This window comes from Burkholderia sp. HI2500 (genome assembly GCF_002223055.1).
GTDB lineage: Bacteria > Pseudomonadota > Gammaproteobacteria > Burkholderiales > Burkholderiaceae > Burkholderia.
Genome location: NZ_NKFL01000006.1, coordinates 2,061,975 through 2,084,122 on the forward strand (window position 1 = coordinate 2,061,975; position 22,148 = coordinate 2,084,122).

The 22,148-nt window shown below is 68.4% G+C and carries 18 protein-coding genes; 4 read left to right on the forward strand and 14 right to left on the reverse strand.

Annotation, left to right across the window (positions count from 1 at the left end):
• The first annotated feature begins 32 nt into the window (after positions 1-32).
• Both CFB45_RS26975 and CFB45_RS26980 read left to right on the forward strand, forming a co-directional pair.
• A complete protein-coding gene (locus CFB45_RS26975; protein WP_089428164.1) occupies positions 33-1,328 on the forward strand; it encodes an O-acetylhomoserine aminocarboxypropyltransferase/cysteine synthase family protein in 1,296 nt (431 codons plus the stop codon).
• A 186-nt stretch (positions 1,329-1,514) separates the two neighbouring features.
• Entirely contained in the window at positions 1,515-2,240 is a 726-nt protein-coding gene (locus CFB45_RS26980; RefSeq protein ID WP_089428165.1) for a ZIP family metal transporter, read from the forward strand.
• Positions 2,241-2,261: 21 nt separating this feature from the next.
• On the opposite strand, the gene CFB45_RS26985 is transcribed toward CFB45_RS26980, so the two are convergent.
• Positions 2,262-2,765 carry a hypothetical protein gene (locus CFB45_RS26985; protein ID WP_089428166.1) on the reverse strand — a complete coding sequence of 168 codons (504 nt, stop codon included), beginning with the start codon at positions 2,763-2,765 and terminating at the stop codon, positions 2,262-2,264.
• A 66-nt stretch (positions 2,766-2,831) separates the two neighbouring features.
• Positions 2,832-3,107, reverse strand: coding sequence for a DUF4148 domain-containing protein (locus CFB45_RS26990; protein ID WP_089428167.1), 276 nt, complete (start codon positions 3,105-3,107; stop codon positions 2,832-2,834).
• A gap of 316 nt (positions 3,108-3,423) precedes the next feature.
• On the opposite strand from CFB45_RS26990, the gene CFB45_RS26995 reads away from it, so the two are divergent.
• Positions 3,424-4,584 carry a porin gene (locus CFB45_RS26995; protein ID WP_089428168.1) on the forward strand — a complete coding sequence of 387 codons (1,161 nt, stop codon included), beginning with the start codon at positions 3,424-3,426 and terminating at the stop codon, positions 4,582-4,584.
• A gap of 199 nt (positions 4,585-4,783) precedes the next feature.
• Here CFB45_RS26995 and CFB45_RS27000 read toward each other — a convergent pair whose 3' ends face one another.
• Positions 4,784-5,005 carry a hypothetical protein gene (locus CFB45_RS27000; RefSeq protein ID WP_256978369.1) on the reverse strand — a complete coding sequence of 74 codons (222 nt, stop codon included), beginning with the start codon at positions 5,003-5,005 and terminating at the stop codon, positions 4,784-4,786.
• A gap of 325 nt (positions 5,006-5,330) precedes the next feature.
• Here CFB45_RS27000 and CFB45_RS27005 point away from each other — a divergent pair, with 325 nt between their 5' ends.
• The gene (locus tag CFB45_RS27005) at positions 5,331-5,618 is read left to right on the forward strand and encodes a DUF4148 domain-containing protein (protein ID WP_089428169.1); all 288 of its coding nucleotides are present in this window, start codon (positions 5,331-5,333) and stop codon (positions 5,616-5,618) included.
• 79 nt (positions 5,619-5,697) lie between these two features.
• On the opposite strand, the gene CFB45_RS27010 is transcribed toward CFB45_RS27005, so the two are convergent.
• The 11 genes from CFB45_RS27010 to CFB45_RS27060 all read right to left on the reverse strand — a co-directional run bounded on the left by CFB45_RS27010 (position 5,698) and on the right by CFB45_RS27060 (position 22,092).
• Positions 5,698-7,128, reverse strand: coding sequence for a heavy metal sensor histidine kinase (locus CFB45_RS27010; RefSeq protein WP_089428170.1), 1,431 nt, complete (start codon positions 7,126-7,128; stop codon positions 5,698-5,700).
• The gene (gene irlR / locus CFB45_RS27015; protein ID WP_039349341.1) at positions 7,125-7,808 is read right to left on the reverse strand and encodes a heavy metal response regulator transcription factor IrlR; all 684 of its coding nucleotides are present in this window, start codon (positions 7,806-7,808) and stop codon (positions 7,125-7,127) included. Before irlR ends, CFB45_RS27010 begins: the two co-directional genes overlap by 4 nt.
• Positions 7,808-11,020 carry an efflux RND transporter permease subunit gene (locus CFB45_RS27020; protein ID WP_089428171.1) on the reverse strand — a complete coding sequence of 1,071 codons (3,213 nt, stop codon included), beginning with the start codon at positions 11,018-11,020 and terminating at the stop codon, positions 7,808-7,810. The genes irlR and CFB45_RS27020 overlap by 1 nt, the downstream gene beginning before the upstream one ends.
• A gap of 125 nt (positions 11,021-11,145) precedes the next feature.
• Positions 11,146-12,621, reverse strand: a complete 1,476-nt coding sequence (locus tag CFB45_RS27025) for an efflux RND transporter periplasmic adaptor subunit (protein ID WP_089428172.1) — start codon at positions 12,619-12,621, stop codon at positions 11,146-11,148.
• A gap of 34 nt (positions 12,622-12,655) precedes the next feature.
• The gene (locus CFB45_RS27030; RefSeq protein ID WP_089428173.1) at positions 12,656-13,984 is read right to left on the reverse strand and encodes a TolC family protein; all 1,329 of its coding nucleotides are present in this window, start codon (positions 13,982-13,984) and stop codon (positions 12,656-12,658) included.
• Between the two features lie 242 nt (positions 13,985-14,226).
• On the reverse strand, positions 14,227-15,417 hold the full coding sequence (locus CFB45_RS27035; RefSeq protein WP_089428174.1) for a phosphotransferase enzyme family protein: 1,191 nt from the start codon (positions 15,415-15,417) through the stop codon (positions 14,227-14,229).
• Between the two features lie 41 nt (positions 15,418-15,458).
• The gene (gene pnuC, locus CFB45_RS27040; RefSeq protein WP_089428175.1) at positions 15,459-16,091 is read right to left on the reverse strand and encodes a nicotinamide riboside transporter PnuC; all 633 of its coding nucleotides are present in this window, start codon (positions 16,089-16,091) and stop codon (positions 15,459-15,461) included.
• Between the two features lie 59 nt (positions 16,092-16,150).
• A complete protein-coding gene (locus tag CFB45_RS27045; protein ID WP_089428176.1) occupies positions 16,151-18,379 on the reverse strand; it encodes a TonB-dependent siderophore receptor in 2,229 nt (742 codons plus the stop codon).
• A 569-nt stretch (positions 18,380-18,948) separates the two neighbouring features.
• Positions 18,949-19,152, reverse strand: a complete 204-nt coding sequence (locus CFB45_RS27050) for a DUF2970 domain-containing protein (protein WP_043178166.1) — start codon at positions 19,150-19,152, stop codon at positions 18,949-18,951.
• 123 nt (positions 19,153-19,275) lie between these two features.
• Positions 19,276-21,411, reverse strand: coding sequence for a pyridoxamine 5'-phosphate oxidase family protein (locus CFB45_RS27055; RefSeq protein ID WP_089428177.1), 2,136 nt, complete (start codon positions 21,409-21,411; stop codon positions 19,276-19,278).
• A 36-nt stretch (positions 21,412-21,447) separates the two neighbouring features.
• Positions 21,448-22,092 carry a glutathione S-transferase family protein gene (locus CFB45_RS27060; RefSeq protein WP_089428178.1) on the reverse strand — a complete coding sequence of 215 codons (645 nt, stop codon included), beginning with the start codon at positions 22,090-22,092 and terminating at the stop codon, positions 21,448-21,450.
• Positions 22,093-22,148 lie beyond the last annotated feature (56 nt).

Below are 22,148 nucleotides of genomic sequence, written 5' to 3' on the forward strand. Positions count from 1 at the left end.
GCTCGACCACCACAACAACAGACGGAGCACCCATGACCGATCAGGCCGCATCGAACTGGCGCCTCGAAACCATCGCCGTACACGGCGGTTATCGTCCCGACCCGACCACGCGCGCGGTCGCCGTGCCGATCTACCAGACCGTTGCGTACGCATTCGACGACACGCAGCACGGCGCCGACCTGTTCGACCTGAAGGTGCAGGGCAACATCTACACGCGGATCATGAACCCGACGACGGACGTGCTCGAGCAGCGGATCGCCGCGCTCGAGGGCGGCATCGGCGCGCTGGCGCTGGCCTCGGGGCAATCGGCCGTCACGTATGCGATCCAGACGATCGCCGAAGCCGGCGACAACATCGTGTCCGCGAGTTCGCTGTACGGCGGCACCTACAACCTGTTCGCGCATACGCTGCCGCAATACGGGATCACCACGCGCTTCGCCGATCCGCGCGACCCCGCGTCGTTCGAGCCGCTGATCGACGCGCGCACGAAGGCGATCTTCGCGGAATCGGTCGGCAACCCGCTCGGCAACGTCACCGACATCGCCGCGCTCGCGGAAGTCGCGCATCGCCACGGCATCCCGCTGATCGTCGACAACACGGTGCCGTCGCCGTATCTGCTGCGCCCGTTCGAGCACGGCGCGGATATCGTCGTGCATTCGCTGACGAAGTATCTCGGCGGGCACGGCACGAGCCTCGGCGGCGCGATCGTCGATTCGGGCAAGTTCCCGTGGGCCGAGCATGCGGACCGCTTCAAGCGGCTGAACCAGCCCGACGTCAGCTATCACGGCGTCGTCTATACGGAAGCGTTCGGGCCGGCCGCCTATATCGGCCGCGCGCGCGTGGTGCCGCTGCGCAACATGGGCGCGGCCATTTCGCCGTTCAATGCGTTCCAGATCCTGCAGGGCATCGAAACGCTGGCGCTGCGCGTCGAGCGGATCAGCGACAACGCACTGAAGATCGCGCAGCATCTCTCGCGCCACGAAAACGTCGAATGGGTGAACTATGCGGGCTTGCCCGATCACCCGGACCATCCGCTCGTCGCGCGCTACCTGTCGGGCCGCGCGCCGGGCATCCTGACGTTCGGCGTGAAGGGCGGCCGCGACGGCGGCGCGAAGTTCCAGGACGCGCTGAAGCTGTTCACGCGGCTCGTCAACATCGGCGACACGAAGTCGCTCGCGACGCACCCGGCATCGACGACGCACCGGCAACTGTCGCCCGCCGAACTCGCGAAGGCCGGCGTGAAGGAAGAAACGGTGCGGCTGTCGATCGGCATCGAGCATATCGACGACCTGCTCGCCGATCTCGACCAGGCGCTCGCGCAGCTTTGACGGAAACGGGCGCGCCGGCTTGCCGGTGCGCCCTGCCTCGAATGTGTTGACCTTGAAGCGGCTTCAAGGTGTTCAATCCCCGGTTGGTGCCGGGACGATGCCCGGCGTGTACGAACCACCCGTACCCTGCAGCCGGATGGCCAGACGCTGAGCCCGCTGCGGTACGCCAACCGTCCGAGAGGCCTCATGACACCGACCGCGAAGCTTGCGCTGCTCACGTTACCGCCCCTGCTGGCGGCCTGCTTCGGCGCGCTCGCGGCCGCGTGGCGCGCACCCGGCCCGAAAACGTCGAGCGTCATCCAGCATTTCACCGGCGGCATCGTGTTCGCGGCCGCCGCGCTCGAACTGCTGCCGCAGGACCGCGCGCATGCGCTGTTTCCGGTCGTCGTCGGCTTCGTGCTCGGCATCGCGCTGATGCTCGCGATCCGCGCGCTGTCCGGTGCGATCGAGACGCGCTTCGAGGAAGCACGGCTGCCCGTGAGCCTGATCATCGTCACCGCGATCGACCTCGTCATCGACGGCCTCGTGCTCGGCATCGCGTTCTCGGCCAGCGACGAAAGCGGCATCATCCTGACCGTCGCATTGACGCTCGAGGTACTGTTCCTCGCGCTGTCGGTCAGCGCGGCGCTCGCGGCCGCCGGCATCGGCCGCCTGCTGTCGATCGTCGTTCCGGTCGGGCTCGCGGCGCTGCTGAGCATCGCGGCCGTGGCCGGCAACGCGGCATTCGCAGGACTCCCATCCAATATCTACGCAGCGCTGCTCGGGCTGGGCACCGTCGCGCTGCTGTACCTCGTCACCGAGGAACTGCTGGTCGAAGCGCACGAGGTCCCTGAAACGCCGTTCGCGACCGCCGCGTTCTTCATCGGCTTCATCGTATTCTTCCTGATCGAAGGATCGGTGAAGGCCGGATAAGCAGGCGCGGCCGCGCGCCGGCTACCACGTCGTCGCGCCCGTCGGATACGTATCGACGATGCGCGCACCGTTGACGGGCGTCACGCCTTCGTTGCGCAACGCGGCCCACAGATCGATCGCGTGTTCGCGCGACTTGCGGCTGCCGTCGTCGGTCAGCACGTTCAGCGCGATCACTTCGTCGCGTGTCGTCAGTTGCAGTTGCTCCTTCAGCTTGCGTGACTGATGCGATGCAGTGCGGACGTCGCCGAGCACGATCCGCTGCTCGGCGACAGTCGATTCGCCGCCTGCATCGCCCGGCACGAACGTCAGCCGGCCGTTGTCGACCTCGCATTGCCCGCGTGTGAACGTCGCGCTCCACTCACCGGCCGGCACGGCCGCGAACTCGCAGCGCATCCGCTCGTTCGCGCGCCGGCCGACGTCGTGCGCCGACGCGTGCGACAACGCCCGCTCCGGCCAACCGGCCGCCATCGCGGCCGTCGACATCAGGCACGCCGCGAGCACGATTCCTTTCGCCAAATGACGCATGGCACTCTCCTCTTCGTGTGGGGGTGCGGCTGACGGGCACCGCGCCGGTCGGCCGCGAATGAACGGTCAACGCACCGCAAAACGGTTGTCGTGCGCATCGACCAGCGGCGCCATCTCCCCGCGATGCACCGTCGCGCGATGGATCTCCTGGTTGCGCGCGACGGCGGCCGGGCTCGCCGGGTAGTCGTGATTCGGGCTCGGGATCACGCCGTCGTGGCGCGCACGCACCAGTTCCTGGCGGACTTCCTGCCGGGTCTTCTGCTGCGCGGCCACTGCCTGTGAAAAGGCCGCCACCGACAGTGCGGCAGCGGCGACGACGATCATCGGTCGCGGAATGTTCATGTTGTTCGCTCCTTGCTGGAAATCCGTGACGGGAGCGTTCACTTTGAGCCGGCAGCGGTGCGGAATCGTGATTGCAGCATGACGGTTTCGTCACCACCGCGATATTCCCTGTATCGCACTACGAATGAAAATGCGTGACGCGTTTCCGCACACATGACGCGGCGATGACATTTTTCTCATTTGTCCCTCACCTTCACGATCCGAACGCTTTCCAGAATCGGCAGCGCCATCGCGACATTCCGCGCCCGCCTGCACTACGCGCGGCGCGGAATCGACCGATGCACGAAACGATCATCTTGAATCTCAGGGGAACACCATGAAAACTCCAGTTCGGCTCGCCATGATGTCGGGTGCGCTGCTCGCGACCACGCACGCGGCACACGCATCGGAAGTCACGTTATACGGCCTGTTCGATACGTCGCTGACGTACGTATGGAACGCCAGCGCGGACGGCAAGAATCTCGCCGGCCTCGGCAACGGCAACCTGCTCGGCAACCGCTTCGGCGTGAAAGGTGCGGAAGACCTGGGTGGCGGGCTGAAGGCGATCTTCACGCTGGAAAATGGCTTCAATCCGAACACCGGCGCGCTCGGGCAAGGCAACCGGATGTTCGGCCGGCAGGCGTTCGTCGGCCTCGACAGCCTGCGCTGGGGCACGCTGACGCTCGGCCGCCAGTACGACGCGCTCGCGGACGTCGCATGGCCGGTCACCGGCGACTTCTACTTCGGCAGCGTCTACGCGACACCCGGCGACGTCGACAACTACGACACGTCGTCGCGCACCGACAACGCGGTGAAATACACGTCGCCCGTGATCAACGGGCTCCAGTTCGTCGGCATGTATGCGCTCGGCGGCGTGGCCGGCAAAAGCGGCGCCGGGCAAACCTGGTCGGCCGGCCTGTCGTACAGCAACGGCCCTGTCGACGCGGCGGGCGGCTATTACTACGCGGCCAATCGCTCGTCGCTCGCCAACGGCATCCGCACCGGCTGGAACGGCACGTCCGACGGCACGTTCGACGGGTCGCTGGTCAACGGCGGCTATATCTCCGCGAAATCGATCGGCATCGCGCGCGGCGCGTTGCGCTACAACTTCGCGCCGTTCGCGGTCGGCATCGACTACAGCAATGCGCTGTACAAGGCCGATGCGATGTCCGCGTTTCGCAGCACGCAGAAGTACGACACCGCGCGCGGCTTCTTCAACTATCAGGCGACACCCAGCCTGCTCGTCGGCGTCGGCTACAGCTACACGCGTGCCCGTGGCGACACGAGCGCGACCTACCATCAGGTGTCCGCCGGCGCCGACTACGTGCTGTCGAAGCGCACCGACCTCTACGCGGTCGGGGCATGGCAACGCGCGAACGGCGAACAGCGCACGCTCGACGGCGGCACGCAAACGGCGCAGGCGTCGATCGGGTCGTATGGCTATGGCGGAACGCGCACGCAAGGCATCGTCAACCTCGGCTTGCGCCACCGGTTCTGATCGCGGCCGCCATACGCGCGCCGCGTGACGAAAATTTCATGTTCCGATCAGGTTCGCGAAGCGCCGCCTCGCTACGATCGGAAACGTGACGGGCAGCGCCCGTTCCAGACCACGCAAGCGAGTCGCTGCCGCACGGCACGTCACGCGTTAGGCCCGGACACGTCGAGTGCCGGGCCTTTTTTTGATCGCGCGCCGACGATCAAGGCGTTGAATTGCGTTGCGGAAACAGGCAGTTATGCGTCTTTACATACAGGTTCGGATTGCCGCAGCGATGCCCGGCGTAATCGATCTGCTCGCCGGGCATGAGATCGGCGGGCACCGGCTTTTTCGCGGCGGCCGGTGTGGCCTGCGAAGTTGGCATGGTGCCGGAACGTGTCGATGTGCAGCCCGCGAACAACGGGACGATCAGGACTGCGATCAAGGCTAGGCGAATGGCGGGACTAGGCACTTTTCAAGTCCGGTGTGAAAGTCAAAACAAGGCCGCCCGCGTTCCATACAGCTGTCGCGAACGGCGTGAATGCCGCCAGCCACATGGGCCATCGGCAGACTTCATGTTCCGCTTCCCGCTCATCGCGCCCATGACGCGAACATGACGAATGCGTCATGCCGGTCGCGTCCGAACTGCGCGTCTCCACCTCACGCAATCTGACGCATTTTTCATCTCGCGATCACGATCACGCACGGCTGCTTTCGCATACTGGGTCCATGGTTCGCCACCCGGCGGCCCTGATCAAGGAGAGCACTCGATGAAAACCGCAAAATTCGCCGCACTGTTCGTCACCGCCACGCTGTCGCTCGGCATGGCCACGCAGGCCGCATTCGCGCAGACGCAAACGCAGGGCAAGACCCGCACGCAGGTCGTCAATGAACTGAAGCAGGCGCAGCACGACGGCGTCGTGCCGGTGAGCAAGACGCAGTACCCGCCGACCGGCGAGCTCGTCGCACGCAACAAGGAGCTGCACGGGATTTCGGTGCATGGCGGCGAGAAGAAGCCGCAGCCCGACAACCACGACAACCTGACCGCGCAGAAATGACGCTCGGTCATCCGACCGCAGGCAGCGCGCCGCGCGCGGCCGCCTCATGGCGAACGCGCGGGCATGCCCGCCGGCGGTGTCAGGTAGGGAGGGCCGCCGGCCGTTTCAGCTCGGCCGGCCGGCGCGGAAAACGCAGCCAGAAGGTCGTGCGCCGGCCCGGGTCGCTGTCAACGCCGCATTCGCCGCCGTGGTTGTCCATGATCGAACGGACGATCGCGAGCCCCAGCCCCGTACCCTGCGCCGAGTTGTGCCGAGACGGATCGACACGATAGAAGCGCTCGAAGATCTTTCCGACGTGCTGGGCCTCGATGCCGGGCCCCGTATCCGACACGGCGATCGTCGTCGCACCGCCCTGCTCCACGCAATCAATCGTCACGATGCTGCCGCGCGGCGCGTAGGCCAGCGCATTCGACAGCAGATTGCTCAGCGCACGCTGGTACAGCGTCAGATCCGCATCGACCCACGCATGGCCGTCGATCTTCACCGTCACGCCGGCATCCTCCGCCAGCGGCTCGTAGTAGCCGGCGACGCGCCCCGCCTCTTCCGACGCATCCAGGCGCCGCACGCTGATCGACGTGCCGGCCTGTTCCGAACGCGCCAGGAACAGCATGTCCTCGATCATCCGCGACAACCGCTGGTATTCGTCGATGCTCGACTCGATCACGTTCCGGTATTCATCCGCGCTGCGCGGCTGCGACAGCACGACCTGTGCGGCCGCCTGCAGGTTCGTGAGCGGCGTGCGCATGTCGTGCGCGAGATTCGACGAGAACTGGCTCAGCCGTGTGAACGATTCGTTCAATCGCTCGAGCATGCCGTTGAACGCGTGCTCGAGCTCCTTCAGCTCGCCGGCCGTATCGAGCGCCGGCAGCGGATGGGCGAGCCGGCTCGTCGACATCTGTTCGGCACGCGCCGCGAAGCGCCGCAGCGGGCTCAGCCCGAGCGCCGCGATGCCGTATGCGATCGCGGCCGCGAGCACCACGCCGAACACCTCGATCACGACGATCGTATAAGCGTGCGTGCGCAGCAGCAGCACGTCGGCGCTGCGGTCGTACTGCACCACGACGCGCACCACGGGCGCACTTGCGCCTGCACCGGCAAGCGGCACATTCGTCACCAGATACTGCTGCCGTGCGCCGGGCGGCGCGACGCCGACCGGCACGCGCCCTGCATCCAGCGACATCAGCGGCGCAACGAGGCGGAAGCCGGGCGTGCCGACCAGGCGCGCGCCCGTGGCGTCGAAGATCGCGAGATCCATGTTCGGATGACCATGCAACTGGTCGATCCAGATGTCGGTGTTGCGCGCGACGTCTGCCGTCGAGCGTGCTTCGGCCAGATGCGCGCCCAACGCGGCGGAGATGCCGGCCATCTGCTCGGCCGCCGTCGTGTCGACGCGATTGCTCAGCGCCTCGTACAACGCGACGCCGCTCGACGCGAGGATCACCGACGTCGACAGGATGATCAGCGCGGTCAGGCGTCCGCGCAGCGTGCGCGGCAACAGGCGCGCGATCATGCCGCGCTGCCGCCGCGCGCCTCGAGCACGTAGCCCATCCCGCGCACCGTATGGATCAGCTTCGGGTCGTATGCGTCGTCGATCTTCGAGCGCAGGCGCCGGATCGCCGAATCGACGACGTTCGTGTCGCTGTTGAAATTCATGTCCCACACCTGCGACGCGATCGTCGCGCGCGGCAGGATCTCGCCCTCGCGGCGCATCAGCAGCCACAGCAGCGCGAACTCCTTCGCGGTCAGCAGGATCGTGTCGCCCTGCCGGGTGGCCTTGCGGCGCGTGAGGTCGAGTTCGAGGTCGGCCACGCGCAACGTGTTCGAATCGCGCGGCTGGCCGCGCCGCAGGATCGACTTGATGCGCGCGGTCAGCTCGACGAAGTCGAACGGCTTCGCGAGATAGTCGTCGGCGCCGAGTTCGAGCCCTTTCACGCGATCGCCGACATCGTCGCGCGCGGTGAGGAACAGCACGGGCGTCGACTTGCTGCGCCGCAGGTTCTGCAGCAGCGTCCAGCCGTCCTGCCCGGGCAGCATCACGTCGAGCACGAGCAGGTCGTACTCCTCGGTCTCGGCCTGATGCTGGCCCGTGATGCCGTCCTCGACCCAGTCGACGACATAGCCGGCTTCCGTCAGCCCCTTGCGCAGGTACGCGCCCGTCTTCGGTTCATCTTCGACAATCAGAATTCGCATCACGCATTACCCTTGAAGAAACCCAGCCGGCGCAGCACGCCCGAGCCGAAGCCGCCGCGCAACGCCGCGCGCCACGACACCGCATGGCTGACACGGTACAGCACCGGCAGCACCAGCAGCGTCAGCGCCGTGGACGACAGGATACCGCCGATCACGACCGTCGCGAGCGGGCGCTGCACCTCGGCGCCGGTGCCGGTCGCGAACGCCATCGGCAGGAAGCCCAGCGACGCGACGAGCGCGGTCATCAGCACCGGCCGCAGTCGCGTGAGCGCGCCTTCGCGCACGGCGGCCTCGAGTGGCATCCCTTCGTCGCGCAGGTTGCGGATGAACGAGATCATCACGAGCCCGTTGAGCACGGCGACGCCGGACAGCGCGATGAAGCCGACCGCCGCCGTGATCGACAGCGGAATCCCGCGCAGCCACAGCGACACCACGCCGCCGCTCAGCGCGAACGGAATGCCGGTGAACACGAGCAGCCCGTCCTTCACGTTGTTGAACATCACGAACAGCAGCACGAACACCATGAACAGCGCGAGCGGCACGACCAGCTTCAGGCGCTCGCTCGCGCTTTGCAGCTGCTCGAACTGGCCGCCCCACGACACCCAGTAGCCGGCCGGCACGCGCACGTCCTGCTGCAGCTGCTCGCGCGCGTCGGCGACGAACGACCCGACGTCGCGGCCGCGCACGTTCGCGCTGACGACCACGCGCCGCTTGCCGTCCTCGCGGCTGATCTGGTTCGGGCCCGGCGCGACGTCGATCGTCGCCAGTTCCGCGAGCGGCACGTACGGCGCCGCCGCAAGCGGTGCGCTGGCGCCGGCCGCCGGTGCGGGCAGCGCGATCGGCAGCCGCTTGATCGCCTCGATGTCCGAGCGCAGCTCGTCGGGCAGCCGCACGACGATGTCGAAGCGGCGGTCGCCCTGGAACAGCGTGCCGGCCTTCTGCCCGCCGACGGCCGCGGCCACCGTATCCTGCAGGTCGGCCACGCTTACGCCGTAGCGCGCGAGCTTGTCGCGATCGAGGTTAACGGTCAGCACGGGCAGGCCGGTGGTCTGCTCGACCTTCACCTCCGACGCGCCCGGCACCTTCTGCAACGCGGCCGCGATCTGCTCGCCGGTCTGGTTCAGCACGGCCATGTCGTCGCCGAAGATCTTCACGGCGACGTCGCTGCGCACGCCCGAGATCAGTTCGTTGAAACGCAGCTGGATCGGCTGCGAGAACTCGTACGCGTTGCCCGGCAGCTCGGCGAGCGCTTCCTCGATCTCGCGCACGAGCTGGTCGCGCGGCTTCTTCGGGTCGGGCCACTGATCGGCCGGCTTCAGCATGATATAGCCGTCCGACAGGTTCGGCGGCATCGGGTCGGCCGCGATCTCGGCCGTGCCGGTGCGCGCGAACACGCGCTCGATCTCGGGGAAGCGCGTCTTCAGCGTCTTCTCGATGGCCTTCTGCATCTCGACCGACTGCGACAGGCTCGTACCGGGGATCCGCAAGGCGGCCACGGCCAGGTCGCCTTCGTTGAGGCTCGGGATGAACTCGCTGCCGAGCCGCGTGGCCAGCCCGAGCGTGGCCAGCACGATCACGCCCGCGCCGACCATCACGCGCGCCGGGCGCGTCATGAATGCGGCGAGCGCCGGCTCGTACGCGCGCCGCGCCCAGCCCATCAGCCGGTTCTCCTTCTCCTCGACACGCTCGCCGATGAACAGCGCGACGGCCGCCGGAATGAACGTGACGGTCAGCACCATCGCGGCCGCGAGCGCCATCACGACGGTAATGGCCATCGGGTGGAACATCTTGCCTTCGACGCCGGTCAGCGCAAAGATCGGCAGGTACACGACCATGATGATCAGTTGCCCGAAGATCAGCGCGCGACGCGCGTCCTGCGACGCGCCGAACACCTCCGCGAAGCGCTCGTCGCGTGTGAGCGGCCGGCCCGCGGCGGCCTGCGCGTGCGCGAGCCGCCTCACGCAGTTCTCGACGATCACCACCGCGCCGTCGACGATGATCCCGAAGTCGAGCGCGCCGAGGCTCATCAGGTTCGCGCTCACCTTCGCGTTCACCATGCCGGTGAAGGTCATCAGCATCGACAGCGGGATCACGAGCGCGGTGATCAGCGCCGCGCGCATGTTGCCGAGGAACAGGAACAGCACGGCGATCACGAGGATTGCGCCTTCGAGCAGGTTCTTCTTCACCGTCGCGACGGCCTTCTCGACCAGCACGGTGCGGTCGTACACGGGAATCGCCTTCACGCCGGACGGCAGCGTGCGGTTCACATCCTCCATCTTCGCGGCGACGGCCTTCGCGACCGTGCGGCTGTTCTCGCCCATCAGCATGAAGACCGTGCCGAGCACGACCTCCTCGCCATCCGACGTCGCCGCGCCGGTACGCAGCTCGCGGCCGATGTCGACCAGCCCGACATCCTTCATCCGCACCGGTACGCCGCCGGCGTTGGTCAGCACGATATTGGCGAGATCGTCGACGGTGCGCGCCTGGCCCGGCACGCGCACCAGATACTGCTCGCCGCGCTTCTCGATGTAGCCGGCGCCGACGTTGTCGTTGTTGCGCTCCAGCGCGCGCACGACGTCGGCAAGCGTCAGCCCGTACGACATCAGCTTCGCCGGGTTCGGCGCGACGCGGTATTCCTTCACGTAGCCGCCGATCGAGTTGACCTCGGTCACGCCGCGCACGTTGCGCAGCTGTGGCCGGACGACCCAGTCCTGCAGCTCGCGCAGGTCGGCCGCCGTATAGCGCGTACCGTCGGGCTTGCGCGCGTTGGCGTCGGCTTCGACGGTCCACAGGTAGATCTCGCCGAGGCCCGTCGACGTCGGCCCCATGGCGGGCGCGATGCCGGCCGGCAGCTTGTCTTTCGCTTCCTGGATGCGCTCGTTGACGAGCTGCCGCGCGAAATAGATGTCGGTGCCGTCCTTGAAGATCACCGTGACCTGCGACAGCCCGTAGCGCGAGATCGAGCGCGTCTGCTCGAGGCCCGGCAGGCCGGCCATCACGGTCTCGACCGGATAGGTGATGCGCTGCTCGGCCTCCAGCGGCGAATAGCCGGGCGCGGCCGTGTTGATCTGTACCTGTACGTTGGTGATGTCGGGCACCGCGTCGATCGGCAGCTTCTGGTAGCTGAACACGCCCAGCGCGGCCACGGCCGCGATCGCCAGCATCACGAGCCAGCGGTGCGCAATCGCAAAGCGGATCAGGCGCTCAAACATGGCGGGATTCCTTGAAACGGGGCACGGTCACCCTCGACGGACGGGCCGCCCGGCCGGTCACCCGGCGGGCCGGAAAGCGGGCCGCATATCGGGCCGCGAGGCGCGCAACGGCGCACACGTAGCGCTCATTCATGTTCCGCACTCCCCTTGCCGAGTTCGGCCTTCAGCACGAAGCTGTTCGACGCCGCGTATTCCTGGCCCGGCTTGAGCCCCTTCAGCACTTCGGTCGCCCGTTCGTCGCGCCGGCCCGTTTCGACGGCCTGCGCGACGAAACCCTTCGACGAGCGCACGAAGACGGACGGTGCGCCGTCGACGTCCTGCAGCGCGTCGCTCGCGACCGCGAGCGGCACGCCCTGCTTGCCCGCGTCGACCGACACGTTCACGAACATCCCGGGCCGCCACACGCCGTCCGGGTTCGGCAGCACGACGCGCGCCGGCGCGGTGCGCGTCTGTTCGCCAAGCAGCGACCCCACGTACGCGATCGGGCCGCTCGAGCGCGATTCGAACGCGGTCGCGATGACCGTCGCATCGCGGCCGACCCGCACGTCGTTCAGCCGCTGCGCCGGCACGGCCATCTCGGCCCATACCGTCGAGAGATCAGAGATCACGAACATGCTGGCGTCGGCGGCAATCGCTTCACCCGGCGTCGCGTGCTTCTCGACGATCGTGCCCGCGAACGGCGCGCGCAGTTCGTAGCGGTTCAGCGCGCCCGCGCCGACCGGCGCATTCAGCGCGGCGAGCTTCTGTCGCGCGTTCTGCACGGCGATCTCGGCTTCACGCAACTGCACCTGCGCCTGCTGGTAGTCCTGCTCGGCCGAGATGCGCTCCTTCCACAGCGTGCGCTCGCGCTCGTAGGTCGCGCGGGCGCCCGACAGCCGGCGCTCGGCCGTCAGCAGCTCGCTGCGCCGGTCGGCGAGATCGGTGCTCGCGATCACGGCCAGCACCTGCCCCTTCGCGACGTTCTGCCCGAGCGACACCGACACCTGCTCGACGATCCCGGCCACGCGCGGCACCACGTGCGCGGTGCGATCCTCGTTGAACTTGATCTCGCCCGGCAACTGGAACGGCGTCGCGATCTGCGCGGGGCCGGCCTTCGCCAGCGCGATCTTCGAGGTCGCGAGCTGCGCGTCGGTCAACGCGATCGCGCCGTCGGCGCGGGCGAACGGGAACGATGCCGATTCATTGCCCGCCTTCACGTCGATCGTCGCGTCGAACACGTGCGGCTTGCCGATCGACTGCGCGGATACGAACTTCTGGCCGGCCGCGTCGAAACGCAACGGCTCGTGCGTGCGGTCGTAGCGAACCAGCGTGCCGGACACGGTGACGCCCTTGTCCGCCGGCTTGCCGTCGACGAACGGATAGACGATGAGGCGCGCGTCGCCGGGTTTCTCCGTCATCACGATTTCGACGGACAGCTTGCCGCGCTTGAGCACGACACCGCCGCGCTCGCCGGTGGCTTCGGTGGATGAAGCGGCAACGGCCGCCGCCGATGCGGACGCGCCGTTGCCGCCGCCGTTGCGCGTGACGCCGAGTGCGCCGATGACGATCCCGGCGCTGCCCAGCACGACCGCCGCGATGATCAGGATTCTGTTGCGTGACATGGTGATCCTTCAGGTAAAAGAGGCGTCCGTTGCGCTATTGCGCGACCGGTGCCGGTGCGAACGGCGCAAGTGGCGTTCCGACCAGCCGGCCGATGTCGGCGCGAGCCGTATGGGCATCGGCGAGCGCACGCACGTATTGCGACTGGCCCTGGAACAGCGTGCGCTGCGCGTCGAGCACGTCGAGGAAGCTGAACTTCCCGAGCTCGTAGCCGCGCGACATCGCGTCGAGCGCAAGGCGCGCGGCCGGCAGGATGTCGGCCTTCAACCGCTGCGCTTCCTGCGCGGCGGCTTCGAAATTCGCGTATGCCTGCGTGAGGTCCAGCCGCAGGCGCGTGCGTTCGCGATCGAGATCGGCATTCGCGCGCGCGGCCTTGTGCGTCGCCTCGAGCAGCGCGCCCTTGTTCGTGTTGAACAGCGGAATCGGGATCGACACACCGACCACCGCCTGGTTGTCCGGCACGCCGCCCGTGGTCACGCGCTTCACGCCCGCGCTGATCGTCACGTCCGGAATGCGCCGCGCACGTTCGAGCGACACGGCCGCGTTCGAGCGCAGCATCTCGGCGCGCGCGATCCGTGCAAGCGGGGAATCATCGAGCTGCGCGGTCAGCGCGGACAACGGCTCGACCGGCGGCACGGCTTCGAGGTCGCCCTGCACGGCAAGCCGGCCGTCGCGCGCCTCGCCCATCACCGCGTTCAGCTTCTCGCGCGCGACCTCGACACGGCCGCGCGCCGTCACCACTTCGATCTGCACGCCGGCCGCCGCCACGTGCGCCTTGGTCGCCTCGACCGGCGACACCTTGCCGGCCTGCGCCCGGCGGCTCGCGAGATCCGCGGAGCGCGCGGCGATCGCGGCCGATTCCTCCGTCACCTGAAGCTGGCGCTGCGCGGCGAGCAGGCCGTAGAACGCGGCGATCACGTCGGCGCGCACGACGGCGCCCTGCTCGTCGAGCGATGCATTGGCCGCTTCCCTGCCGTACGACGCGACATCGAGCCGCGCGCTGCGCTTGCCGCCGAGTTCGATCGTCTGGTTGATCAGCGCGGTCGACGTGCGTTCGGCGCGGCGGAACCCTTCCTGCAGGAACGACACTTCGGGATTGGGACGCGCGCCGGCCTGCATCAGTGCACCGGCCGACGCATCGACGTCCGCGCGCGCGCCGCGCAGCGCCGGATTGTTCCGGGCCGCGACCGATAGCGCATCGGCAAGCGTCAATGAGTTGGACGGGAGAGCGTCGGGGGGCGGTGCGCTGATCGGCGCGACGCTGCCGGAAGCAGACAGGGCCGGCCCCGGCGACAGCGACGGCTGCGCATGAGCCGTCGCGGCCATCGCGAAGACGATGACCACGGCGAGGTTGAGCTTGAGCATGTTCGGTTCTGCGGTAACGGTTCGCGACCGATGCTACGGTTCGGCCGCAGTGCGAACATGAGGCGAAGATGATATTTCCGTCATGTTGGGGCGGCCGCGTGCGCGCGTGCGGCGCCCTGCGAGAGCCATGCCCCGCTTCGGCGATCAGGAGAATTCGATGAACGTACGGCGCGACGGCCGCACGGAAGATGGCAGTAGCACGGGGAATCGGCACACGTGCGCAGCGATTCTCCGCCGGCGAATCAGGCAGCCCCTCGCTTCGCGCGCCGCCGCTGCACGAGCCAGTCAAGCAATTGCCGCCCGTCGCGCTCGCCGAACCAGCGAGCATGACCGATCAGGTAGCCGTCGTACGCGATATCGACGATGGCCGGTGCATCGATGATGCAACCGAAATAAGCGACTTCCGACAGCGCGAACTCCGTATGCACGATCGGCAGCAGCGCGACCAGCGCCGCATAGGCTTCGTCGCCCAGCGGTTCGAGCGATTCGTACCCGTCGAGCAGCGCATCGATCTGCGCATACTCGACGCGCCGCGCATCGGCCGGCGCCATCCAGTCGACCGTATTGCGCTCGATCGCGAGCGCGAGATCCATCACCGCGCAGGTGCGATCCGACAGCCCGAAATCCAGCACGGTCCGTACTTGCGCACCGGGCCCCGCTTCGGTCCACAACAGGTTCGACGCATGCCAGTCGCCGTGCGTCCACAGCGGCGGCAGCGCAGGCAACAGCGGCACGAGGCGCGCATGATACGGGCCGATCGCATCGGCCACGTCGCCGCGCCAGTCACGCGCACCGAGCGCGCGCACGAGCAGCGGCTGCGCGTCGACCCAGCGTTCGAGCGCGCCCGCCAGATCGGCGGACGACAGCACGCGAAAGCTCGACAGCAGGGTACGCACGGGCCGCGCCGGCGCATCGTAGCCGGCCGACGCGCGATGCAGCTCGGCCAGCGCGCGGCCGGCCGCGTACGCGTGCGAAGCATGCGTGAACGGCTGCCACGACATCACGCCGCGATATGGGTCGACGCCCGGCGCCCGGACGTGCACCTCGTAGGTCCAGTCGCCGGATGCGAATGCGGTCGCGCCGTCGCGATCGGCAAGAATGTCGACCACCGGCATCCCGCGCTCGCGCAGATGCGCGATGAAACGATGCTCTTCCTCGAGCCCTGCGACATCGCGCAGGCTCACATGATGACGCTTGACGAACAGCCCACGCCCGTCCGTCATCTGCACCAGGACGGCCGCCGCGAACTGCCGCGGGCTGTGCCATGTGAGCCGCGCGGGCTCGCCGGCGCCGTCGATCCGGGCGAGCACCGCCGCCACCTCGTCGTGCGTCATCAGCGGCCAGTCGCGCTCGGCCTGCTCGCCGTCGACGCCGAATTGCGGCGGGGCGACGTCACGCGACAGGGATCCGTCCGGCTCGAGGGGGAATGACATGAACGACGTTGCTCCGTGGTTGATTCAGATCGGCACGTGGATCAGCGCGCGCCGCCGCTGGTTGCCAGCGCACCGCCGGCCGCCGCGCGCAGCGCCGCGGCCGTGCGGCTCCAGTCGCGCCAGCCGACGACGGCCAGCCCGATGAACAGCGCATAGAGTCCGGCCGTCAGATACAGTTCCTTGAACACGAACATCCCGACATACACGACGTTCACGAGGATCCACAGCCCCCACGACGCGATGTAGCGCCGCGCAGTCCAGTATTGCGCGACGAGGCTGAACGCGGTCAGCGATGCATCGACGAACGGCAGCGCCGCATCGGTCCAGCGCGCCATCATCCCGCCGAGCAGCGCGCTGCCGACGACGGCCGCGATCAGGTCGGGCAGCATCTGCAGCGGCCGCACGCCCGTGACGGGTGCGACATCGCCCGCCGGCGCCGCGCTGCCGTCGGCCTCGCTCGCACGCTGCGCGAGCCAGCGTTGCCAGCCGTACACCTGCAGCACCGCGAACGCGCCCTGCAGCAGCATGTCCGAATACAGCTTCGCGTCGAAGAAGATCCAGCCGTACAGCGCGACCGACACGAGCCCGACCGGCCAGCACAGCATGCGCCGCTTCGCGGTCAGCCAGATCGCGAGCGCGCTGACGATCACGCCGGCGATTTCGAGTGGGGACATCGTCTGTGCTCTCCAGGTTGGCTGCCGGGGCCGCGCATCACGCGGCCGGTTCCGGACGATCAGAAATCATAGGTCAACGACACGCGCGCGGTGCGCGGCGCACCCGGAAACAGGTACGCATCGCCTTGCTGCTCGCCCGCGTCGCGCCAGTAGAACTTGTTGAACAGATTGTCCACCGACACGCGCAGCACCGTGCGATGGCCGCCGATCTTCGTCGTATAGCGTGCGCCGAGATTGAACACGAACCACGACGGCACGCGCGCGGTGCCCTCCTCGTTCGCGTTGCGGGCCGCGCTGTACTCGACGCCGCCCAGCACGTTCAGCCCCGCGACGCCCGGCACCGCGTAATCCGCATACACTGTCGCGCGCAGCGCCGGCACGTTGATGATCTGGTGCCCTTCATACGCCGGCGACCCGGAATCGTACGCACGCGCACGAATCGCCGCGACGCTGGCCGTCAGCCCCAGGCGCTCGGTCACGCGCCCGGCCGCGCCGAGCTCCATCCCCTGGTGCCGCTGCGTGCCGCGCTGCACGAACGTGTAACGCGTGCCCGATGCGTCCGGGTCGGCAAACTGGAACGGCTTGCTGATCGAGAACACGGCGGCCGTGAGGCTCAGCCGGTCGAGCCAGTCGTATTTTGCACCGACCTCGAACTGGTGCGATTCCACCGGCGGCAGGAACGCATACGCGTTGGTCGCGCGCACCGGTGCCTGGTCGCCGAGCGACAGCGCCTTGCTGTACGACGCGTACAGCGACAGCACGTTCACCGGCTTGTAGACGAGCGCCACCTGCGGCAGGAACACCGAGCGGTCGGTATGCGTCGCGTCGCCGTCGAGGCTGCTCCAGCTGCGCTGGCGCAGCAGCACTTCCTTGCCGCCCGCGAGCACCTGCCAGTGTTCGCCGATGCTGATGCGGTCGAGCCCGAACACGCCGTATTGCCACGCATCGAGGCGCGGATACGACGGGCCGGGCGAATTCGGCGACGGAGAAAACGTGGTGTCGGGCCCGTAGACGTTCTCGCTGCCCACGTAGTCGTACACGGCGTCGGCCATGCTCACGACGCGGCGCTGCACGCTCACGCCGAGCGTCAGCTCGTGCCGCAGCGGGCCCGTCGCGAACTTGCCGGTCGTGACCGCACGCAGGTCGTCGTTGCGACGATATTCGCCGGGGCTGCGGAAGTCGTAGACGTCATAGTCGCCGTTCGCGCCGAAGAAGAACGGCGACGTCGCGCCGGCCGTGCAGCTCGCCGCGTACGAGCAGCCGTACGCGAACGCGCTGTTGTCGTCGATCATCGTGCGGCTGCGGCCGGCGGCGATGTAGGCCTTCCAGTCGTCGTTGAACTGGTAGTCGAAGCGCGCGTTCAGGTTCAGCGCGTCGGTCGTCAGCGGTTTCGCCCACGGTTGCGTGCCGAGCGCCTTCGACGTCGTCTTGACCGACGGCACGACGGTGCCGCCAAGCAGCTGATAGCCGGGGGCGGAACGCTGGATCCACTGCTGGAATTCGGCGTTGAGCTGCAGGCTCGCACGCGGGCTGATGTCCCAGTCGGCGGCGATCGAGCCGAACGTGCGCCGTCCGTTCGTGCCGTCGATGTACGAGTGCATGTTCTCCTTCGCGGCATTGATCCGGAAGCCGAACTGATTGTCGGGGCCGAAGCGGCGGCCGAGATCGACGGCCGCCGACGTCGAGCCGCGGCTGTCGACGCCGCCAGTCACGCTCGCGACGTTCGCCGAGCGCTTCGTCACGAAGTTGATCACGCCGCCCGGCGCGACGACGCCGCTGTCGATGCCCGCGAGCCCCTTCAGGATCTCGACGCGCTCCTTGTTCTCGAGCGGCACGTTCTGCTCGCCGGACACCGTCAGCCCGTCGATCCGGATCGCGCTCGCGAGATCGACCGGGAAGCCGCGGATCGCAAACCCTTCGAAATAGCCGACCGGCGCATAGTCGTTGACGACCGATGCGTCGTTGCGCACGACGTCGCTCAACCGCTTCGCCTGCTGGTCGTCGAGCTGCGCGCGCGTGACGACGCTCACCGACGCCGGCGTGTCGCGCAGCGGCGTGTCGTCGAGCCCCGCGACCGATGCGTTGCGTACGCGCAGCGCGTTGCCGCGCTCGCCGCTCACCGTGATCGTCGGCAGCGTCGCGCTGCCGGCCGCCTCCGTGTCCGGCGCCGGCGTGTCGCCCTGCGCCGCGGCGGCCTGGGCCGCGAAAAGCGTGATGCCGAGACCGACGCCAAGCCCGACTTTCGCGCGCCGCCGTGCGCGCGACGCTGTTGTTCTATTCACCGTCATTGTTCTGGATGGAAAACTCGCCACTCGACCCTGTCGAAACCGTTTACGAAGCTGCGAAGCGTGCCCGTGCGCGACATTCATCAGACGAATCGGACGATGCGGCACGCAAGCGGGCCGCTCGGTCAGGAAGACGCAGGATGGGACGTCGGATTCAGGTGATGCGCCGGGAACCGACGCGGCCGTCGACGGGTTCGTCGGGGGCGTGTCGGGCGGCCGGCGGCATCGCGCGGTCTTGTCATGCGGGGGGACGCTTCGAACGCCTCGGTGCGGGCGCGACGCACTTGCGCGCACCGTTCGCTGGAACGGCGGCGTGCCCGTCGCGCGCGACATCGCGGCGCGGCGCGCATTTTACCCCGGGCGGGGCTGACCGACCTGGAATCGGGCGAAACGGGAAACGGGGAAGGCGGGAATGAGGACAGCGCGATTCGCGCGGCACGACGACGGTGCCGATGGGCGCGTGACTTGCGTCGTGCGCGCCCGCGTCAACGGCCGGCGCCGTTGCGCGCCGGACATACGGCCGGAAACCGAAGCGGGCACGTTCGCCCGCTCGCGATTCGTCGGCCGTCTGCTCAGAACCCCTGCATCGTCACGGTCGGATCGACGACCAGGTGCACGACGCCGTAGATGACCGCGCCGACGAGCACTGCGAGGATGATCGCCACGAACGGCAGCATCGTGAAGTTGGCGTTCGCGAGATCGGTCGCGTGCGCCTTGCTGTTGCGTACGCCGAAGAAACTCCACAGAACCAGTTTGATCATGCCGAGCAGTTTCATGATTGCGCTCCTTTCATCTATCGGTTGACGCTATCGTCGATCCAACCGGCATTCGAAAAAAGAAGCAGTTGCGCGCGCTTTTCGCGCAGCAGGCCATCTGCGGCCGCATGTCGCATGGGTGCGTCAGCGGTCGAGCACGAGCGGTTCCGTCCCCTTCGCGGGCCGCGCGACGCACAGCAGCGCGCAACCGGGTTCGACCGTGGCATCGGGCGCCTGCTCGTAGTCGACCGCGCCGGACAGCACGCGCGTCGCGCACGTGCCGCATGAGCCGGAGCGGCATTCGGACGGCACGTCCACGCGCTGCCCTTCCGCGAATTCGAGCAAGGTGCCGTCGGCGGGCGTCCACGCGGCTTCGCGGCCGGTGCGTCGGAAGACGACCGGCACGCTCGCCGCCGCCGGCGCGGCAGTCGTACGGGTCGCGCTGCGTGCCACGCTCGACGGCCCGAATGCCTCGAAACGGATGCGTTCGTCCGGCACGTTCAGTGCGCGCAATCCGTCGTACAAGTCGCGCATGAATGCCGACGGCCCGCAGAGGTAGAAATCGTAATCGTCGAACGAAAGCATCCGCTTCAGCTGTGCGATGTCGATGCGGCCGGCATGTGCCGCCGCGCCTTCGTGAGGATGACTGTCGAACCAGTGGAGCGACAAGCGCGCGTCGGTGGCGGCAACGCGTGCCAGTTCCTCGGCGAACGGTCGATCAGCCGCTTCACGCGCACCGTGTACGAACACCACGCGGCGCGACGGTTGAGCGTCGGCCAGCGCGCGGCGCAGCATCGCGATCATCGGCGTGATGCCGATGCCGGCCGACACGAGCACGGCCGGGCGCGGGCTCGCGAGATCGAACGAGAAGCGGCCGCGCGGCATCTGCGCGTCGAGCGTCATGCCCGCGTGCGCGTGATCGTGCAGCCACGCCGAGACGCGCCCTTCGCGCTTCACGGTGATCCGGTAATGCGCGCCGCCCGGTGCATCGGAAAGCGTGTAGCTGCGAATCGCCGGCGAATCGTTGCCCGGCAGCGCGATGCGCAGCGTCAGGTGCTGCCCGGCTTCGTAGGCGGGCAACGGGCCGCCGTCCACCGGTTCGAAATGGAACGAGCGGATCGCGCGCGCTTCGTCGACGACCTTCGCGATGCGCAGCGGCCGCCATGCGGGTGCGGGTGCGGGTGCGGGTGCGGGTGCGGGTGCCGATGCCGATGCCGATGCCGCTGTTAATGTTGATTCAGGAGCGGAAGCGGACGGCACCGCCGCCCTAGTGGCTGCGCCCACGCCCGAAACCATCCCCGCCGCCATCGCCGAGAACTGCGGCGCACGCTCGACCGCCGACCACCGGAACGGCAGCACCGCGCGCATGCGCCGCACTTCCCGCACATGGAACCGCACGACCCGCTGCGCACCGTCGAACGACGCGACGAGCGGCCCGTCCCACACGATCTCGGCGCGCGCGGCCACATACAGCAGGTCGCCGCTATCGAAATCGACGAACAGCAGCCCCGCACGCGGATCGTGCTGCAGGTTCCCGAGCGTATTGAAGAAGCGGTTGCCGCTGAAATCCGGCGTCGTCAGCGTGCGCGCATCGTCGACGCGCACGAAACCCGGCATCCCGCCGCGATGCGACACGTCCGCGCCGCGCGCGGCGCCCGCGTCCGCCGACGTGTTCGCGCTCGCGATGAAGAACGTGTCGGCCTGCGCGAGCAGCGCGCGATCGGCGTCGCTCAACGCGTCCGACACGTCGGGCCGCGCGGAGGCATCGACTTCCCGTGCGACGAACGTCGGCTTGCGCCCCTGGATGTACTTCGCGCAGTTGCCGAAGCTCTGCTCGACCGCGATCGTCAGCGCATCGCCGTCGACCGCGCGCACGACGCCGTTGACGCGATTGCGCCGTCGCGTATCGAATTCGATCCCGAGCCCGCCGAGCGGCGCGCCCGGCTGCCACGCGCCGGTCAGCGGATCGCCCGGCAGCGCGCGCGCCGCGATGCGCAGCGTGCGCGCATCGGGCGACGTCACGAACCCCGGCGCGCCGGCCCGCAGCGTCGCCCACGGCTGGCCGTGCGCATCAACGCCACCGAGCACGAAGAACGGCAGTTGCGCGAAAAACGTCCGGTGCTGGTCCGGCATGAAGCGCCGGATCCCGCGCCGGCCGGCCGAACCCGCGGCCTCCGTCACGCCCGCGCGCTGCTGCACGGCGAGCTCGCCCGCATGAAACGGCGCGGTGTCGAGTTCCCAGCCCGGTACGACGGCGGTCGGAACAGTCGGGGCATTCATCGCGTTCTCCCTGAACAGGCTCGGCTTCGGTGGGTGTTACGCGGCGAGCAGGCCCACGCGCGTCGTCGGCATCGCGACGAAGCCCGGCAGCGCCTCGATGCGCGCCAGCCACGCACGCACGTGCGGATACGGTTCGAGCGACACGCCGCCCTCCGGCGCGTGCGCAATGTACGAATACGCGGCGACATCGGCGATCGTCGGCTGCGCGCCGGCGGCAAACGGCTTGCCGGCCAGCTCGCCGTCGATCACGCCGAGCACTTTGGCGGCCGTGCGCTTGGCGGCCTCCTGGTCGAGCTGCGCGCCGAACACGGTCACGAGCCGCGCGGCGGCCGGCCCCGACGCGATCGGCCCCGCCGCATACGACAGCCAGCGCTGCACGACCGCCGCGCCGGCCGGATCGTCGGGCAGCCAGTGCGCGTCGCCGTAGCGCTTCGCGAGGTAGACGAGGATCGCGTTCGAGTCGGCGATCACCGTGCCGCCGTCGTCGATCACGGGCACCTGCCCGAGCGGATTGAGCGCGAGAAACGCCGGTTCGCGCTGCGCGCCGGCGGCCAGATCGACGTCGACGGTCTCGGACGGCAGGCCGAGCAACGACAGGAACAACCGGACGCGATGAGCGTGCCCGGACAGCAGGAACGAATACACACGGATCGGGGAAGCAGGCTTGTTGGCGGCAGACATGGAAACGCTCCGGACTCTCGCGCCGCCGGGGATCGGCGACGCACAACCGCAGCGTA

What these genes read in the sequence shown, in the direction of transcription:
- CFB45_RS26975 (WP_089428164.1), top strand. Translation starts at nt 33, where the DNA reads ATGACCGATCAGGCCGCATCGAACTGGCGCCTCGAAACCATCGCCGTA.
- CFB45_RS26980 (WP_089428165.1), top strand. Translation starts at nt 1,515, where the DNA reads ATGACACCGACCGCGAAGCTTGCGCTGCTCACGTTACCGCCCCTGCTG.
- CFB45_RS26985 (WP_089428166.1), bottom strand. Translation starts at nt 2,765, where the DNA reads ATGCGTCATTTGGCGAAAGGAATCGTGCTCGCGGCGTGCCTGATGTCG.
- CFB45_RS26990 (WP_089428167.1), bottom strand. Translation starts at nt 3,107, where the DNA reads ATGAACATTCCGCGACCGATGATCGTCGTCGCCGCTGCCGCACTGTCG.
- CFB45_RS26995 (WP_089428168.1), top strand. Translation starts at nt 3,424, where the DNA reads ATGAAAACTCCAGTTCGGCTCGCCATGATGTCGGGTGCGCTGCTCGCG.
- CFB45_RS27005 (WP_089428169.1), top strand. Translation starts at nt 5,331, where the DNA reads ATGAAAACCGCAAAATTCGCCGCACTGTTCGTCACCGCCACGCTGTCG.
- CFB45_RS27010 (WP_089428170.1), bottom strand. Translation starts at nt 7,128, where the DNA reads ATGATCGCGCGCCTGTTGCCGCGCACGCTGCGCGGACGCCTGACCGCG.
- irlR (WP_039349341.1), bottom strand. Translation starts at nt 7,808, where the DNA reads ATGCGAATTCTGATTGTCGAAGATGAACCGAAGACGGGCGCGTACCTG.
- CFB45_RS27020 (WP_089428171.1), bottom strand. Translation starts at nt 11,020, where the DNA reads ATGTTTGAGCGCCTGATCCGCTTTGCGATTGCGCACCGCTGGCTCGTG.
- CFB45_RS27025 (WP_089428172.1), bottom strand. Translation starts at nt 12,621, where the DNA reads ATGTCACGCAACAGAATCCTGATCATCGCGGCGGTCGTGCTGGGCAGC.
- CFB45_RS27030 (WP_089428173.1), bottom strand. Translation starts at nt 13,984, where the DNA reads ATGCTCAAGCTCAACCTCGCCGTGGTCATCGTCTTCGCGATGGCCGCG.
- CFB45_RS27035 (WP_089428174.1), bottom strand. Translation starts at nt 15,417, where the DNA reads ATGTCATTCCCCCTCGAGCCGGACGGATCCCTGTCGCGTGACGTCGCC.
- pnuC (WP_089428175.1), bottom strand. Translation starts at nt 16,091, where the DNA reads ATGTCCCCACTCGAAATCGCCGGCGTGATCGTCAGCGCGCTCGCGATC.
- CFB45_RS27045 (WP_089428176.1), bottom strand. Translation starts at nt 18,379, where the DNA reads ATGACGGTGAATAGAACAACAGCGTCGCGCGCACGGCGGCGCGCGAAA.
- CFB45_RS27050 (WP_043178166.1), bottom strand. Translation starts at nt 19,152, where the DNA reads ATGAAACTGCTCGGCATGATCAAACTGGTTCTGTGGAGTTTCTTCGGC.
- CFB45_RS27055 (WP_089428177.1), bottom strand. Translation starts at nt 21,411, where the DNA reads ATGAATGCCCCGACTGTTCCGACCGCCGTCGTACCGGGCTGGGAACTC.
- CFB45_RS27060 (WP_089428178.1), bottom strand. Translation starts at nt 22,092, where the DNA reads ATGTCTGCCGCCAACAAGCCTGCTTCCCCGATCCGTGTGTATTCGTTC.